The organism is Pontibacillus sp. ALD_SL1 (assembly GCF_017355605.1).
On record NZ_CP062975.1, the window covers coordinates 216,077 to 230,799 of the forward strand.

Here is a 14,723-nt window from a genome sequence, read left to right on the forward strand (position 1 = left end):
ATTATTTTTCTGTTTTGTGTCACCCTTCACTATTCGTCTTTTTTGCAACGATGAAAGTAGATCATCTGATCGTAATCGAAATCACACTCAACATGTTGGTCTTTGACCATCTCTTCGTGACTTTCCCACATCTTCCCACAACGCTGACACCCGCATTCTAACGATATCGTTTCAACAATATTCCCCATAACAGACCCTCCATATGTTGGTATTTTTGATTCACCCTGCCTTTAACAACGAAATCTGAAGGCGCATCATTGCTTCGTGGATCTTGTTTTCCGTTTGGATGACATAGTTCTCTTTGATGAGGTAGCGCGTGTATTTTTTTAAGGCTTTCGGGAAACGGCGCTTCATCTCTTGTACTTCCTCCGTGTCCTGAAACAGGGAAGCGATCGTTCGCTTGCTTTCGATAAATCGCAGAAGGTCATCATGCCCCTCTTCATTGATCGCGTCTTCTGCTTCCCTCTTTGCTTTTCGGGCATCTTTTTCACGCTGGTACCGTTTCTTTAAGAGATGCTTCACTTCTCCCAGCTCTTCGGTGATCCCTATGAGAGAAGCTTTCGTTTCGTATTGAGTGACAAGCGTTTCAGCTTCCTCGTAGGTCTCAAAAGAGGTGTCCTTCAAAAACAGAAATTTTCCCTCACGAAGGTCGCGGTACTTCTTTTTCGTTTTCTCTTCGGCGATTAATTCATCGTAGTGCTCCAGTTTCTCACCGAGCCGTTTGCCTTCGCCGATGATACGGTACGAGATTCCTTCTTTCTTTAATAAAGGGCAAAGAGCAGCAGACAGAGATTTGTTCACATGAAGTTCGACGAAGAGTTCATCCTCCTCCCTCATCCTGATAAGCTCATTTATAACCCGTGCTGCAAACGTGTTCAGTTTCGCCCCGTTTGGGGCCTTTTCGGGGACAGGATAGGGGTCCACGGGTTCATCATAACGGAAAAGCGCTTCCTGAACAGGGGACAGGAAAAAGATCGATTCTTTTGCTGCTCCTTTTTCCCGCAGGTATTCAAGCGCCTTATTCGTCCAAGTGCTCCTCCGCCCAACATAAAATGCATAAGCAGGCATAGGGACGGATTTCCGTTCCTTCGATTCAGCTAAGAGAAAAATCGTGTGCATAAGACCCCTTCTTTCTTCGTGGTTTTCTCCCATTATAGCGGAAGGATCCAAAATTTGGCTAAAAAAATAGACACCATCGACTAAACTCCAATTTTTACCACAACGTGGTACGATGGAAAAAATGGAAACCAGAAAGGGGGATGGACTATGGAAAACCGAACGCGGACCATTGATTATCATACAGGGGTAGCACATAAGGTAACAGGACCACTCGGAAGAAGCCAACTACACGCGAGAAAAAATCTCTATCAAAACAGAAGACGGAGAAACAAGAGCTACGGCTCCCTGGTTCGGAGTCATGCCAGAAGAAGAGGATGGTGTTCTTATGAGTGTTGGATACGGGTATTATGGACAGTGGATCGACGAAGAACAAGGACCTTGTTTAGGGTCTTTTTTTCTGGAATGAAAAAGGCGGAATCGTTCGAAATGCCCCCTTCTTTCGTCGAATAAGCACTCTTTTTGGTACATTTATCATTTGACGGAATGTTTTCCCGTGTGGTGTAATGGTATTGCACCAATAAAGGATGCAATAGCGAACCCATTATTGCATCAGTAAAGGAGGCAGTCATGGAACGAGATGATATCATGAAACTCCTCGCGGACCGATTAAACGATAATCGCTACATGTTGCTTGGACTGGCGAAGTACGAGCATAATTTCGATCGCTCCCCGAGTAAGATGCAACTCATGGATTATGCGAATAAATTGTATGAGAAAGCGGTGGAGCAAGGAATCGAAACGCCTGAAAATCCAGAACAACCACTCATCGGATCACGGCACGTATTAGATGTGTATGCCGCAAAGCTTGAGGGGGCTGGACTGGTTAATGTTGAAGAAATTGGGCGCGTTCGTGTGTTTCGTCTATCGAAGTTTGGCCGAGAGTTGCTCCAGTATATTCAGGAAAAAGAACTGCACAATCAAACCTAAAGGAGTGGAACCTATGAGACAATTGCAAATTCCTAAGAATCCTAGTTTAACAGAACGAAGTGACTTAACCCTATCCATGAAATTTGGCTTCATTGGTTTAGGCATGGGCGGATGTGCCATTGCAGCAGAGTGCGCAAGCATTCGAACGGGTGTGACGAATAATTACTATCCTTACTCTGGTTTACTCGTAAATACCAATACACAAGATTTCGAGAAGCTAGATTACCAGAATAATCAAATCGTCCCTCTTCCTCTAAAAGGGTATGAAAAAGGCGCAGGGCGCGATATTAACATAGGTGAGAAAGCTTTCGTTGAACATAAGCAAACCTTCATTGAGCATGTCGAACGCCATCTGCAAAATCGTGATTTCCTGTGGGTCGTTTGCGGTCTTGGTGGCGGAACAGGAACAGGAAGTGTTCTTCAGGCGATCGACGCCCTGTATCAAAATGGGTATGAAGGTCGTTTCGGCCTGATCCTTGTCCTGCCTCGTAACGGTGAAGGATCAAAAGTCTTCCAGAATGCGTTGTCTCGTTTGCAGGAAATTGCTGGTGCTATGGGAGCGCTTGGATCTATTATTATCGTCGATAACAACAAGTTATATAATGAATGCATGGAACAGAACCCGAACATCTCCATGAAAGAATACGCATCATATGCGAACCGTTACATCGCTCAGACGCTACATGAGTTAAATACGGTCACGTCAAGCTTTTCTCCGTACGGGGAGAATCACTTTGACTCATCAGAGTTTGAAAACATGATTAAAACGCCAGGTGTTGTTCATATTTCCCGTGCGATGCTTGAACCGTCTCAAGTGGACCTTGGAAATGAACTGAGTTACTTGAATGATATCCGTGACAGTTTAAACGACGGTGTTCTCTCATCAGGATACAACATCGGAAACGGAAAACGCGCGGCCCTTAGTGTGTTAGCCAATAACAAAACAGCCCAGCGTATGTATCAGCTTTCCTTCCACAGTCAGCTTGAAAATATGATGGAAGAGCTTGTACCTCGTGCTCAGGAAAAACCTGTATCGTATTACATCGACAACAAAGCCCAGCAGATGCATTTCTACGGCATGGTTGCAGGTCTTGGTCTGCCGAGTCGTGTAGAGGAGCTTTTAGAGGAAAACGACCGTTTGGAACGTCTGCAAAAAGAAGCAACAGAAGAAGAAGACAGTGTGTTCGCCAAACTTTCTTCCTTCAAAGCACCAAAAGAAGAAGAAAAAGAGGAGAAAAAGTCCCTCTTTGGTGACAGCCCTTCCACGAACGATAGTTCAGAAACACCGAAGCAAAAGAAAAGTTTATTTGATTTAAACATTTAATAGAAAACCCTCCTGATTCAGGAGGGTTTTATTTATAGGACTCGGTAATCCGTAATATACAGATGCTTGATTTCACCATGATCGAGCTTTTTGTTCATTTTTTCAAGAAGTTTCTGTTCAAGCTCTTCTTTCCCTTTCGCGTGACGCAAATCTTCAAGCTTTGAACTGTTTAACACAGAGATCAGCAAACTTTTCATCGCTGAGGCTTTCACTTCAAATTCCTTCTTTGTTTCTTCATCCGATAACTGAACCGTAACCGCAACGTTAGCGTTATGGCTGTCTTCTTCATCGAGGAAGGTTACAACAGGCGGGAGGTCCACCTTCAGCTTCTTAATTTCCTCTGGGCTTAAAACTTCTTCTTCTTTTTCCACTTCTTTTTCTTCTTTCGGAGCCAGAAACGTTTTCCAGGCAAAAAAACCTCCACCCCCAAGCAACAGGGCCACGACAATCCCGATGATCAGTCCTTTTTTCATACGTATCCCTCCTAATCCGAACCACTATATGAAAAAGGGATGGGTTTGCAAGAAATGCGGGACCTTTTCTCTTCCCTCACAAAAAAACCCCATTCGGGGCTTTTATTGAACGACGGCCGCATCAAGAGAAATCGTGGGTAGGATCAATACTTCTACGCGTCGGTTTTTCTGACGCCCTTCTTTTGTGCTGTTGGTATCTACTGGATGATATTCGCCGTATCCTGAGGCTGAAAATTGCTGAGGGGAAAGGTTTGTGTTCTTTTCCAGTATGCGCATGAAGTTGATCGCTCGCATCGCACTTAAATCCCAATTGGAACGGTACTGAAACGTCGAGATCGGTCGGTTGTCCGTGTGACCTGATACCTGAATTTCCCTCGGTGGATCCGATACAAGAAGTTCTGATATGTCTTCTGCAAGTTCCCTCGCGTTCGGTTTTACAACGGCGCTTCCTGATTCAAACAAGGCTTCATCTAAAATGGTGATCATAAGACCTTTTTTCGTCAGATCCGTATCTAAACTAAATTCCAGTCCCTTTTCTTCAATGAAATCATCTAATCGTTCCTGTACAGCTTTTAAAGCGTTCAGCTCTTCCTGCATCTGATCCGCATTATCCGCATCATCAGGAATGACCCAATCGTTTCTACCTTCTGTTGGAACCGTTGCGGTGTATTGAAGGACATTATCGCCTCCAGCCAGCACATTGTTAAGGGCTGCGGCCATCTCTTTATACTTTCCTTCGTTCACGTTACTCGAGGCAAACAAGACAATGAACAGGGCAAGGAGAAGTGTCAAAACGTCCGCGTAAGGGATCAGCCAGGATTCATCAACGTGTTCCTCGTGCCTTTTTTTACGCCCCATTCTTACCCCTCCTCTGCCTCAGTCGGTTTGGCCTGAAGAGAATCTCTCTCTTTCGACGGCAGGAGTGGTTTTAGTTTTTGCTCTACGATGAGAGGTGATCCGTCTTCAAGAAGAGACGTTAACCCCTTTATGATAAAATACCCCGTCCCAATTTCCGTTTGAGATTTTCGTTTCAATTTGTTGGCCATCGGATGCCAGAGCACATACCCCGTAAAAATACCGTAAAGGGTCGCCACAAACGCAGCGGCAATGGAGTAGCCGAGCTTTTCAATATCATCCAAGTGACCTAATGCACCAATTAATCCCATGACCGCGCCAAGCACTCCGAGAGTCGGAGCATACGTGCCTGCTTGGGTAAATATGGAAGCAAACCCATGATGACGCTCTTCTGTTGCTTCTAAATCTTCTTCCAGGATTTTTTTGAGTTCCTGAGAATCCTTTCCTTCCATAATGAGGTCTACCCCTTTTTTCAAAAAAGGGTGCTGAATGGTGTCCATTTGTTCTTCGATCCCTTTAATCCCGTCCCGTCTGATAATGCTGGCCCATTCTACGAAGACAGGAAGCAGTTCTCGCTCTGGAATGCGCTTTTCTTCTGTGAATGCAATCTTTAAAAGCGTTGGAAACTTCTTGATTTCAGAACCTGGGAATGCGATACACAGGGAGGCCGCTGTACCTACCATAATAATAACGAGAGCGGCAGGGTTGATGAGAACACTCGGATCTGACCCCTTTAACATCAACCCTCCAATTAAAGCACCAAACCCTATAATTAAACCAAATATCGACGTTTTATCGATAGCGCATCACCTCTTTTAAATGATCTAGATCATTAAAAGAGTTAAGCGAGTGAAGGGGCTTTCCTTTAAAAAAGAATCCCTGCGTGAACGCATTACGTTCAGGGGGATTAAAGTATTCCTCATGATTTGTGAGCAAAAAATGTAATATTGTCTTCCCAGATCTGGGAGAGGATGTGCCTTGATTCTTCGCTTATACAGGCAGGATCTCCGATCACATGAACGCGTTTCGGGGAAAGCAAGATGAGGTGACCGAGTACCACATCCTCCTGTTCAGGGGATTCAGAAAGATACACATGCTCTTTGCTGAATAAGGAGATTTTTTCCCTCTGAACACGCAAGAAAACCACTTCTTCCCTTTTCGGATTCGTCGTAACGGATTCTTTGACAGATTGAATCGAGGCGTGTGTTTCCTTTTCACAAATGGATGGATGGAGTCCTTCCTGAATGGCTTCACGAATCATTCGTCTCGCATTTTTGAGCCGAAATGTAAAAAAACCATCCATATGGAGGGAAGATTCTCTTTGAAGAGAGGACTGAACATGTGCGAGTATCATTTCAAATGACTTTTCCGATGAAGATGAAGGAATATATAACGTGTACTCATCCCTTTTCTCCTCCCTGTATTCTGGCCCTAATATCTCTTTTAAAATCTCTGTACAAAGGGTTTGGAGAAAAAAAACTGATAACGAATGAATGGCTTCTTCAAAAGAGGGATAGGAAGCGAATTCTCCCGTTTTCCTTTGTTCTTTTATGTACTGGAGCATATCCGAACGCTCTCCCATCAGGAGCACCGTAAACATAGACATCACCTCCCCTAATGGTTCACCCTGACAGGGACGTGTCCTTTAAAACAACGTGTGCGCTCTCTTCCTGACGTTCATGCTGCATGGTCCGCCCTGAAATAGAAAAAAACCAGATCCGTAATCGGATCTGGTTAACTCGTTCTCAATACGTCCTGGAATTGACTTGGTTTGTGGCTAATGATGTTCATGTTGCCGCCTTCTAAGGTATAAGTGTCCATCGAGCGGATGGTTTTTTGTTTTTTATCATAAACGATACATATTTGTTCGGTATCCTTTTCCTTTTGGTAATACAGGAATTGTTCCTTCTCACTTAACAGTGCAAAGCCTTTTTGGGTTAATGTTTTCTCCACGTTTTTCATGATGTTGTTTCCCCCTTGTTTTTTCTTCTTGATGCTATCCTATGACTTTCTGAAGAAAAAGATACACAAAATATAAAAAAACATTATAATGACATCTGAAAAACCAAAACAGTATATGGAGGGATGTCACGATGATTAAAGACGTGATGTACAAAAAAACAGCTCATGAACTGGCCAAGAGTATTGTGGAAGAGGGAGCATTGGGAGAAGAGAAACACATTCGCGATATCTTGTTCGATCCAATCGGCGAACAAGAGTTCAATATTCCCGCACGAGAATCTGCATATGAGATGTTTTACAAGGAATTATACAAACAAGGAACAAAATTAATACGTAAACAATTGAAAATGATTAAAGATGACATCATCCTAGCGCAAGACATTTCTGGACTTTGGGAGGATTTCTCTTTTGTTCAGAAGGAGAAAAAGAAAAAAGAAGATGAAGCAAAAAAAGCTCACCTTCAAAGGAAATTAGAAAAGATCAACCAAACTGAAATACGATTGGCTGATCGCAAAAAGAAAGTGTTGACGGAAATAAATAAACTGAATCAGTCTGATACAGAAAAACAAAACCATGACGAGAAAAAAGAAGACGCAGCAAATCATATATACGGAAATGATCCTGTTGCGAACAACTTTTAAAACCAAAAAAGGTTGCCCTAGGCAACCTTTTCTTTTGTTAGGATTGTTTTTGCGGGGTCAGAACGTGGTCAATCAGACCCTTCGTTCCGTAGTCTGCTGCTTCCTGTGCCGTCATGAAGTAATCACGATCACAGTCCTTATGCATTTGCTCAAGATCCTGACCACTGTTCTCGGCCATGATGCGCTCAAGCGTGTCCCGCATGCCGACGATTCGTTTGGCGTGGATTTCAATATCTTTTGACTGTCCTTGCGTTCCCCCGAGTGGCTGATGAATCATAACCTCTGCGTTTGGAAGGGCGTAACGCTTGTCCTTAGCGCCGCAAGACAGGAGAAAAGCTCCCATAGAAGCTGCCATGCCGATGCAGATCGTTTTGACATCGGGTTTGATAAACTGCATGGTATCGTAAATCGCCATACCTGCTGTGATGCTCCCTCCTGGCGAATTGATGTATAACGAAATGTCCTTATCAGGATCTTCCGCCTGAAGGAAAAGCATCTGAGCCACAATGGCATTCGCAACGTTGTCATCAATGGCGCTTCCTAACATAATAATGCGGTCTTTGAGCAAGCGGGAATAGATGTCGTAAGCTCGTTCCCCTCGATTCGTTTGTTCAATGACCGTCGGAATGATAAAGCTTGATGGTTGCATATTCATAACGTTTCCTCCTACAATTTCAAATTTGTACACTTATTATAGAAATGTACAGACCGACAGACAATGCAAGAACGGGTTTTATTTGTTAAATCATATAATGGATGCGCTCTGCTCCTTCTTCCATTGTAGGGAAATCAAACAGAGGTACCTCCTGCTTCAATTTAAGTCCTGCGTCCCTGTCTTTCATGCGAGAGAGGATGAGAGATATCGGGGGGTCTATCCAGATATAATGAACAGAATGGCCGCGTTTTTTCATGTAATCCGTAAACGTGACGCGGTTTTCTCTCGTTAAAAAAGGCCCCTCCAAAAGAAGAGCTTCCTCGTTATCGAATGCCTCCAGTACATTTTCTAGCAGGGATAACAAGATGGTCCCATCAAGGACAGGTGCTCCCTTTCCCCTGTGAATCCCGCTCAGCAGGGAGGATGTGTCAACAGAAGGTGTACAGGATTGTTGTTCCCGATAAAAGGTTTTGCCGCTATGGGTAAAACCAATAAGAAAATATAGGATCACGATACCCCCCCCTTACTTCATGTGGTGCTTTATTGTAGTCCGAGAAAGGGAAAAAGGCAATCTTTCAAAAAAAGAAAGAAAAGGAGGAATGAACATGTGGTCAACGGGGTTGATTGTTGTATTTTTATTATTTATTCCGAGAGCGTTTCGTCAGTCAGGCATTTATTGTTCGGTGAATGGGTCGTTTCAGGGTCCCTTTTTCATTCTCCTCTCAAAAGCCGCCTGGTGGCTTCCCCTTGCAGGGTTGGCTGTTGAGTGGAAACCCGATTGGTTTCTTTATATTGTCGGATTCGGGGGGATCGGGTTAGTTGTTGGGTTGCTGAGGGATCGGTCCTATCTTTTGTATCCTTTTCGGACGAAAAAAGGGGAAGTTTCAATGTAAAAAGACCCTGATCCTGGGTCTTTCTTATGAACAACAAAGGACGGCTCTTTCGGCTTCTTCTTCAGGAATCCATATTTCCTCTCCCCTTATTTCGTAAGGGATGTGAGCGTCGTCTAGCCGTTCTGTCGCTTCAATTGTGGCATCTGACCAAAATGTATGTGCCTTCTCATCCTCACAGGCTGCCAGAAAGAAAAGAGCGAATAATAAAAAGAATGTACGCTTTCTCATTCCACCACCTCCTAGTCAACTACCCCCACCAAATCAGAGATTTGGAAGAGGTATCCTTCGCTAACGACGATGAAAAAAGAGGATCGGGCCAAAGAGGCACCCTGATGCTCTCTTTATTTTTGGTTTGGATCTTTTTTTCGTTTGCCGCCATTACGTTTGCGGTCCTTATTCTTTTGAAGTTCCGCCTGTCTGCGTCCGCTTTCTTTCATGAATTTCTCAACCTGGTTGTTAAAAATGATCGATGGGTCCGCTTTTTTAATGGAAAGTTGGATTTTCCCGTCCCTTTTCCCGATGACCTTGACACGGACACTTTGCTGAAGTTGTAGATAGTCATTGATATTTTTAACGAATTCCTGGGCTACTTCTTTAATGTGGACCTTTCCTATTGAACCATCGTCCAGCTTGATCAGTGCGGCATTGTTGTAAATTTTTATGACTTTACCCGTCGTAATCTCGCCAAATTTTGGCATGCCTTTCTAACCCCCTTAGCAATTTCCCTTAAGTCTTCTGTAAAAAAAGATTCAAATCCTTTACAAAAATCGAAAAAACAATAGGGTGTACAAAGAATTGAAGAGCGAGGTGGGAAAATTGAAAAAACATTCATTGGGATTGATTCTGATCACACTGGTTGTTTCATTTGCTTCTTTGTTCATTTCTCTGTACATTGTTACAGGAAAAGGGGATCAGGAAAAAAACGCCATAACACGCCAGCAGTATCAACAAGATAATGAGGTCCTGAAAGAAACCCTTAAAGAGGTAAAAGAAAAAGCGGATGAAGTGGACAATTTCAAAGGACAGATCGAGGATATCCAGAAACGCATGGCGAACGTGGAAGAAACTCAGAAAACGTTTCTTGATTTAATGGGAGAAAACAAAGAAGAACCGAAAGAGGAGCCTGAGAAAGAACCTAAGGAAGAGGTAATAGAAGAGCCAAAAGAGGAGCCTAAAGAAGAACCGAAAGAAGAGCCAAAAGAGGAGCCAGCAGCCAAAAAATCCTATGTCACCGTATCGGTTGATTCTCTTAACGTGAGAAGCGGACCGTCGCTGGATCAAAAAATCGTGGGTACATTAAAACGCGGAAACAAGGTACTGATTCTTGAAGAGGCGAAACAGGGAACAAAACACGAGTGGATCAAAGTGAAATACGGAACGCTCACAGGCTGGATCGCATCCGCCTACACAAAATAAAACCGACAATGTCGGTTTTATTAATCCAAATCATCATACATAGCATATTCATCGAATGTTTCCTCTTCGTCATCTGACAGACCATCGAGGGCCGCTTCTTCTGTGGTTGGTTTAAAATCAAATTGCCCTAAAAATTCATTCGTAACCCTCAGAATGGAACGGATCATCTTTTCCCCTTCCTCTTCTGTCAGCAGTAACAATTCTGGATTGTCCTCATGGGATTGAAATTCTGAACTGACCGTCCTGATTTCGTTTATAAGATCTTCAAAAGGAACCTGACGCTTGTCCATATGTTCCCCCTCCTTTCCTTCGTTATCTTCGAATTCATTTAGACTAAAAAAAACGTTCTCCTTCCCAAAAATAAAATAAAGGGGAACGGCATGATCCGTAAAAATAGGTAGATAGAGGAGTGTGGATCACGTGAGAAAAATTAGTATCTACAACAGTTACATAAAAGATAATCCCAGTAAACGGGAGTATATGGCAGAACGTTTGAAAAAAAGTGGGTTTTATACGTCTCGAAACGGAGATCTCTTAATTGTCATCGGAGGAGACGGAACCTTTTTATCTGCCGCGAGGAAACGAATGGATGAGAATCCTATATTCGTAGGATTTAACGCGGGGAACCTTGGTTTTTTCTCTGAATTCAAGATGGAGGACATTGATCAATTTATCACGATGCTAAAAAAGGGAGATTACTGGATTCAGGAGTATCCGATTTACGAAGTGGATATGGTAACAGACGAGGGTGTGGTAACGGATTATATTATCAATGATGTGGTTGTAAAAGCTCTCAGCAAAACGGCTGTAACTTCTATGCATTTACGCATTCAAATGAATAATGAAGACATCGGGGAAATTTACGGAGACGGGGTCGTCCTCTCGTCAGCGCTCGGTTCCACGGCCTATAATATGAGTGCTGGGGGCGCCATTGCACTCGGAGTAGACGGTTTCATGCAAATGACCGCCATTGCTCCTATGTATTCAAAAGAATACCTCTCTCTTCATCACCCCATCCTTTTCAGCAATGATGCAGAGATCACCATTTTCCCAAACAGCCGTAAAAGACGTTCCTTTGTGGTGGGCTGTGACGGAAGGGTTCCGAATACCCCGCCTATTCAGTACATTGATATTCGCAAATCAGAAAAAACCATTCGTATTTTGCGCTCAAAACGATTCAATCCCCTGGAACATCTCCGTCATAAAATATTGGATAATGAATAAAGTAAACCATGAAACCACTTATCGTATTGAGTAAAAAAGCCAGGAAAATTAAAAAGTATCTAAAGCAAATAAAAAATCCTCCTCGATAAAAAGGAGGATTTTTTATTTTGAGAGACTCTTTCTGTATTACACTAATAACAACTATCGGAGGTGATCAGGGTGAAGCGTATCGATCGGTTTAAAGAAAAGATTGAAGAGGTTCATACGTGCGAAGGGAATGATAAATCCGTCCTTTTGCTTCAGGAAATGCTTAACCAGCTGGATACTTATGACGAGAAAACCTCTCTCGCTGACTTTCACAAATCGCTTAATCAGAAAATGGCTCTTTCGTAGGGTCATTTTTTTCGTTTATTCTCTCCACGCGAAAACTTCCTCGGTTCGGTCATGATCTGTAAAAGGCGTGGAAAGAGGAGGGAGCCCACTCCCATGTAAAGGTTCAGAGGTAAGAGGTTCCTCCCCTATTGTTACAGGAGTCCCGATCGAAATGTAAGGGAATACGTTCTCGATATCAGCGTTAGAAAGACGAATGCAGCCTCCTGTAACGGCACTTCCTATGGATGAGGGTGAATCAGTGCCATGAATAGCGATATTTTCCTCCAGTTCAAATCCTCTTGTTCCAAGAACCCCCTCCCCTCCATTTGGGAATGCGACCCGTTTCGTAACAATGGTTTCCTGGAAAGGGATCGGTGTTCCACTTCGCGGCACTGAAACAGGATAGGACGCCAGAATGGTTTTCCCTTTTCGAACATAAAGAAGCCGACTTTCTGTTGATACATAGATGGACAGAGGTTTCATGTCCTCTTCTGTAATCATTCGATTATCAGCAGTGAGGGTATAACTTCCTCCTGAGGATGTGTAGTAAAGAGATTCAGGGGTGTGGGATAAATAGTTATAAGGAAAGGGGGAAACCAAATCGTTCAACTGATACGGGTAGCGGCCGTTCTGTTGATGATACCTCATAAGGGCATTGGATACGACTGTTAACTCCTCGTCCGTAACGGTCGGATCCTCATAGGCTGACAGAGTCTGGTGGGAGGTCCTATACCAGGATGAATGGAAGTGTGTTCCGATGAGGACGCCTATAAAAAGAAAGAGGGCCAGCAGGAATACCACCAATCCTATGCTCCGTTTCCTGTAAGAGGGCTGCGGGGAAGGACGAGAGAGGGCGCGCAGGTTCGAAAGAGCGGATAAGGCTTTTGTGGATCCGCGTTCCGCTGCTTTTTGAAGCCACATTTCCGCTTCTTTCATGTTTCCGTTATCTTGTAATACACGTGCGTACTGAATCATCATAGACGTGTCATGTGGACGGTAATGAAGGTATTTACGATAAAACCCCCTGTCTGATGGGGATAAAAAAACGTGCGGAATGACTTCAATAACATGATCTTTTTTCATCCAAAACCATCCTTTCTTTTTTAGAGGCACAAGGGAAACAACAAAATTAAGGAAAGGTAGTGATAACTTGACCCCCTGCAAAAAAACGGTAAACTAATGAATGTTTTCAAAGAGAAGGTGATGCGAGTTGAATAAAGGGAAAAGGGTTTTACTGTACAGCTTTTTGGCTATTATTCTGGTGGGCATCTTTGGTTCAATGACGACTCCGAATCCGAATGGAACCGAAACGATCAGCCTTCATGCATTTTTAGAGAAAATGACGCTTTCTGAAGGAAAAGAAGGACGAGAGATCCTTCATTACGAAAAAGGGACGGCTTATTTACTCGGAGGAGAAACGACCTACAAGACAACCCTTCCTCCTCATTCAGATGTTCTTGCTGAAAAACTGGAAGAGTTCCCTCTTTCTTATACTTACGTTCGAGACGTCAATTTCCTGGAAACGGTATTTAAATTCGCTCTCCCCGTTTTTCTTATCGTGCTGGTTATTCTTATGATCAGAGCTCAGAAAAAAGGGATCGGAGGGCCTCAGGATATGGTGAAAAAAAGTATTGTTCAATCCTCTATCCCCGCGACCACCATGAAAGAGGTGGGTGGATTAGGCCTTGAAACGAAGGGAGAAATCTTGCAGATGATTGAAATTATGAAGCGAAAGGAAGAAGCCAAAGCCCTGGGCATTCGAGCCACAAAAGGCGTTTTGTTATATGGACCGCCTGGAACAGGAAAAACCCTGTTAGCCAAGGCGATGGCAAATTCTCTCGGGGCTCAGTTTTATCCGATGAGTGGTTCAAGTTTTGTGGAAATGTTTGTCGGAGTGGGAGCGAAACGGGTGAGAGAATTGTTTAAAGAGGCGAGAAAAAACGCTCCAGCTCTCATCTTTATCGATGAGATTGATTCTATTGCTTCAAAACGAAGCGAAGGCGGAAACAGAAATGATGAACGGGAAGCTACGCTGAATGAGCTCCTTGCTCAACTGGACGGGGTAGATAACAACGAAGACGTCTACCTCATTGCGGCCACCAACCGTATTGATATGCTTGATCCCGCTATTTTGCGTCCTGGACGTTTTGATTCGAAGTTATTAATCGGACTTCCAGATTTACAGGGGCGTACAGAAATCATTCATATCCATTCAAGGAACAAAAAACTCCACGGGGACGTGAAAAAGAATTTGGGGGTTATCGCCCAGAGCACGACAGGATTTACAGGTGCTGACATCGAAAACCTGTTTAATAACGCTGCCAAAAAGGCGCTGTTATCAGGTAAAGGGACGATTGATATGGAAGATATTCACCATGCCCTTGATACAGCCGCGCTTGGAACGGCCAATCGCAAGATACACGATGAAAAGATTAAAAAACGTGTCGCTTATCACGAAGCAGGACACGCCCTGGTTCAAATCATAACAAAACCAAAGTCTGTCCGAAAAACGACGATTATTCCAAGGGGAGAAGCGCTCGGGTTCATGGCTCCCATACCAAAAGACATGGATCTAAAAACCACAGCAGAAATGATCGATGAAATAGCGGTATGTCTGGCTGGTGGTCTCGCAGAACAAATGATTTACGGTGAGCATTCTATCGGGGTTGGCGGAGATGTGGAAACCGCTAAACGCTACCTCGACCATATGGTCAAGATTGGGATGAAACATAACGGCTTTCAATTGCCGTTTTCAAGAAGAGAGGAAGAAACCTTGCGCAGGGACCTGTTTCAAGCATCGATAAACCGAGCGACAACCATTTTGACTGAGCAAAAAGAGGCGTTAGAAAAGATCACGGAAGCGCTTATGGAAAAGGAAACCATTAATGGCGATGACATTGAAGCCTGTCTGACTACATAACA

Annotated in this window: 21 protein-coding genes; 8 read left to right on the forward strand and 13 right to left on the reverse strand. The window is 43.6% G+C overall.

Annotated elements, in window-relative coordinates; translation table 11 throughout:
• Positions 1–29: 29 nt before the first annotated feature.
• Both IMZ31_RS20190 and IMZ31_RS20195 read right to left on the reverse strand, forming a co-directional pair.
• Positions 30–188 carry a hypothetical protein gene (locus tag IMZ31_RS20190; protein WP_207531333.1) on the reverse strand — a complete coding sequence of 53 codons (159 nt, stop codon included), beginning with the start codon at positions 186–188 and terminating at the stop codon, positions 30–32.
• A 31-nt stretch (positions 189–219) separates the two neighbouring features.
• Positions 220–1,119, reverse strand: coding sequence for a DUF6884 domain-containing protein (locus tag IMZ31_RS20195; RefSeq protein WP_207531334.1), 900 nt, complete (start codon positions 1,117–1,119; stop codon positions 220–222).
• Positions 1,120–1,686: 567 nt separating this feature from the next.
• Between IMZ31_RS20195 and IMZ31_RS20200 the strand changes: the two genes are divergently transcribed.
• Both IMZ31_RS20200 and IMZ31_RS20205 read left to right on the forward strand, forming a co-directional pair.
• Positions 1,687–2,046 (forward strand): hypothetical protein, encoded by a 360-nt coding sequence (locus tag IMZ31_RS20200; protein ID WP_207531335.1) that lies wholly within the window; start codon positions 1,687–1,689, stop codon positions 2,044–2,046.
• 13 nt (positions 2,047–2,059) lie between these two features.
• Positions 2,060–3,370: an FtsZ/tubulin family protein gene (locus IMZ31_RS20205; protein WP_207531336.1), complete on the forward strand. Its 1,311-nt coding sequence runs from the start codon at positions 2,060–2,062 to the stop codon at positions 3,368–3,370.
• A 32-nt stretch (positions 3,371–3,402) separates the two neighbouring features.
• Here the strand turns inward: IMZ31_RS20205 and fliL are convergent, their stop codons facing one another.
• From fliL to IMZ31_RS20230, 5 genes are all read right to left on the reverse strand, one after another.
• Complete coding sequence (fliL, locus tag IMZ31_RS20210; protein ID WP_207531337.1) at positions 3,403–3,843, reverse strand: flagellar basal body-associated FliL family protein; 441 nt, start codon at positions 3,841–3,843, stop codon at positions 3,403–3,405.
• A gap of 102 nt (positions 3,844–3,945) precedes the next feature.
• The gene (gene motB / locus IMZ31_RS20215) at positions 3,946–4,701 is read right to left on the reverse strand and encodes a flagellar motor protein MotB (RefSeq protein WP_207531338.1); all 756 of its coding nucleotides are present in this window, start codon (positions 4,699–4,701) and stop codon (positions 3,946–3,948) included.
• A gap of 2 nt (positions 4,702–4,703) precedes the next feature.
• Positions 4,704–5,498: a flagellar motor stator protein MotA gene (gene motA, locus IMZ31_RS20220; protein WP_207531570.1), complete on the reverse strand. Its 795-nt coding sequence runs from the start codon at positions 5,496–5,498 to the stop codon at positions 4,704–4,706.
• Positions 5,499–5,617: 119 nt separating this feature from the next.
• Entirely contained in the window at positions 5,618–6,298 is a 681-nt protein-coding gene (gene ytxC, locus IMZ31_RS20225; RefSeq protein WP_207531339.1) for a sporulation protein YtxC, read from the reverse strand.
• A gap of 134 nt (positions 6,299–6,432) precedes the next feature.
• A complete protein-coding gene (locus IMZ31_RS20230; RefSeq protein ID WP_207531340.1) occupies positions 6,433–6,660 on the reverse strand; it encodes a hypothetical protein in 228 nt (75 codons plus the stop codon).
• 131 nt (positions 6,661–6,791) lie between these two features.
• Between IMZ31_RS20230 and IMZ31_RS20235 the strand changes: the two genes are divergently transcribed.
• Positions 6,792–7,301: a hypothetical protein gene (locus IMZ31_RS20235; RefSeq protein WP_207531341.1), complete on the forward strand. Its 510-nt coding sequence runs from the start codon at positions 6,792–6,794 to the stop codon at positions 7,299–7,301.
• Between the two features lie 37 nt (positions 7,302–7,338).
• Here IMZ31_RS20235 and clpP read toward each other — a convergent pair whose 3' ends face one another.
• Both clpP and IMZ31_RS20245 read right to left on the reverse strand, forming a co-directional pair.
• Positions 7,339–7,956: an ATP-dependent Clp endopeptidase proteolytic subunit ClpP gene (gene clpP / locus IMZ31_RS20240; protein ID WP_305849415.1), complete on the reverse strand. Its 618-nt coding sequence runs from the start codon at positions 7,954–7,956 to the stop codon at positions 7,339–7,341.
• Positions 7,957–8,041: 85 nt separating this feature from the next.
• Entirely contained in the window at positions 8,042–8,467 is a 426-nt protein-coding gene (locus IMZ31_RS20245; protein ID WP_207531342.1) for a hypothetical protein, read from the reverse strand.
• A gap of 94 nt (positions 8,468–8,561) precedes the next feature.
• Here IMZ31_RS20245 and IMZ31_RS20250 point away from each other — a divergent pair, with 94 nt between their 5' ends.
• Positions 8,562–8,849, forward strand: coding sequence for a hypothetical protein (locus tag IMZ31_RS20250; protein WP_207531343.1), 288 nt, complete (start codon positions 8,562–8,564; stop codon positions 8,847–8,849).
• 24 nt (positions 8,850–8,873) lie between these two features.
• Here IMZ31_RS20250 and IMZ31_RS20255 read toward each other — a convergent pair whose 3' ends face one another.
• Together IMZ31_RS20255 and IMZ31_RS20260 are read right to left on the reverse strand one after the other, a co-directional pair.
• Entirely contained in the window at positions 8,874–9,077 is a 204-nt protein-coding gene (locus IMZ31_RS20255) for a hypothetical protein (RefSeq protein ID WP_207531344.1), read from the reverse strand.
• 113 nt (positions 9,078–9,190) lie between these two features.
• Positions 9,191–9,547 (reverse strand): S1 RNA-binding domain-containing protein, encoded by a 357-nt coding sequence (locus IMZ31_RS20260; RefSeq protein WP_207531345.1) that lies wholly within the window; start codon positions 9,545–9,547, stop codon positions 9,191–9,193.
• 118 nt (positions 9,548–9,665) lie between these two features.
• Between IMZ31_RS20260 and IMZ31_RS20265 the strand changes: the two genes are divergently transcribed.
• Positions 9,666–10,265: an SH3 domain-containing protein gene (locus tag IMZ31_RS20265; RefSeq protein WP_207531346.1), complete on the forward strand. Its 600-nt coding sequence runs from the start codon at positions 9,666–9,668 to the stop codon at positions 10,263–10,265.
• A gap of 20 nt (positions 10,266–10,285) precedes the next feature.
• Here the strand turns inward: IMZ31_RS20265 and IMZ31_RS20270 are convergent, their stop codons facing one another.
• Positions 10,286–10,555 (reverse strand): hypothetical protein, encoded by a 270-nt coding sequence (locus tag IMZ31_RS20270; RefSeq protein ID WP_207531347.1) that lies wholly within the window; start codon positions 10,553–10,555, stop codon positions 10,286–10,288.
• Positions 10,556–10,685: 130 nt separating this feature from the next.
• Between IMZ31_RS20270 and IMZ31_RS20275 the strand changes: the two genes are divergently transcribed.
• Both IMZ31_RS20275 and IMZ31_RS20280 read left to right on the forward strand, forming a co-directional pair.
• Entirely contained in the window at positions 10,686–11,489 is an 804-nt protein-coding gene (locus tag IMZ31_RS20275) for an NAD(+)/NADH kinase (RefSeq protein ID WP_207531348.1), read from the forward strand.
• 159 nt (positions 11,490–11,648) lie between these two features.
• Entirely contained in the window at positions 11,649–11,822 is a 174-nt protein-coding gene (locus tag IMZ31_RS20280) for a hypothetical protein (protein WP_207531349.1), read from the forward strand.
• Between the two features lie 15 nt (positions 11,823–11,837).
• Here IMZ31_RS20280 and IMZ31_RS20285 read toward each other — a convergent pair whose 3' ends face one another.
• On the reverse strand, positions 11,838–12,884 hold the full coding sequence (locus IMZ31_RS20285; protein WP_207531350.1) for a L,D-transpeptidase: 1,047 nt from the start codon (positions 12,882–12,884) through the stop codon (positions 11,838–11,840).
• A 127-nt stretch (positions 12,885–13,011) separates the two neighbouring features.
• On the opposite strand from IMZ31_RS20285, the gene IMZ31_RS20290 reads away from it, so the two are divergent.
• Complete coding sequence (locus IMZ31_RS20290) at positions 13,012–14,721, forward strand: AAA family ATPase (protein WP_207531351.1); 1,710 nt, start codon at positions 13,012–13,014, stop codon at positions 14,719–14,721.
• Positions 14,722–14,723 lie beyond the last annotated feature (2 nt).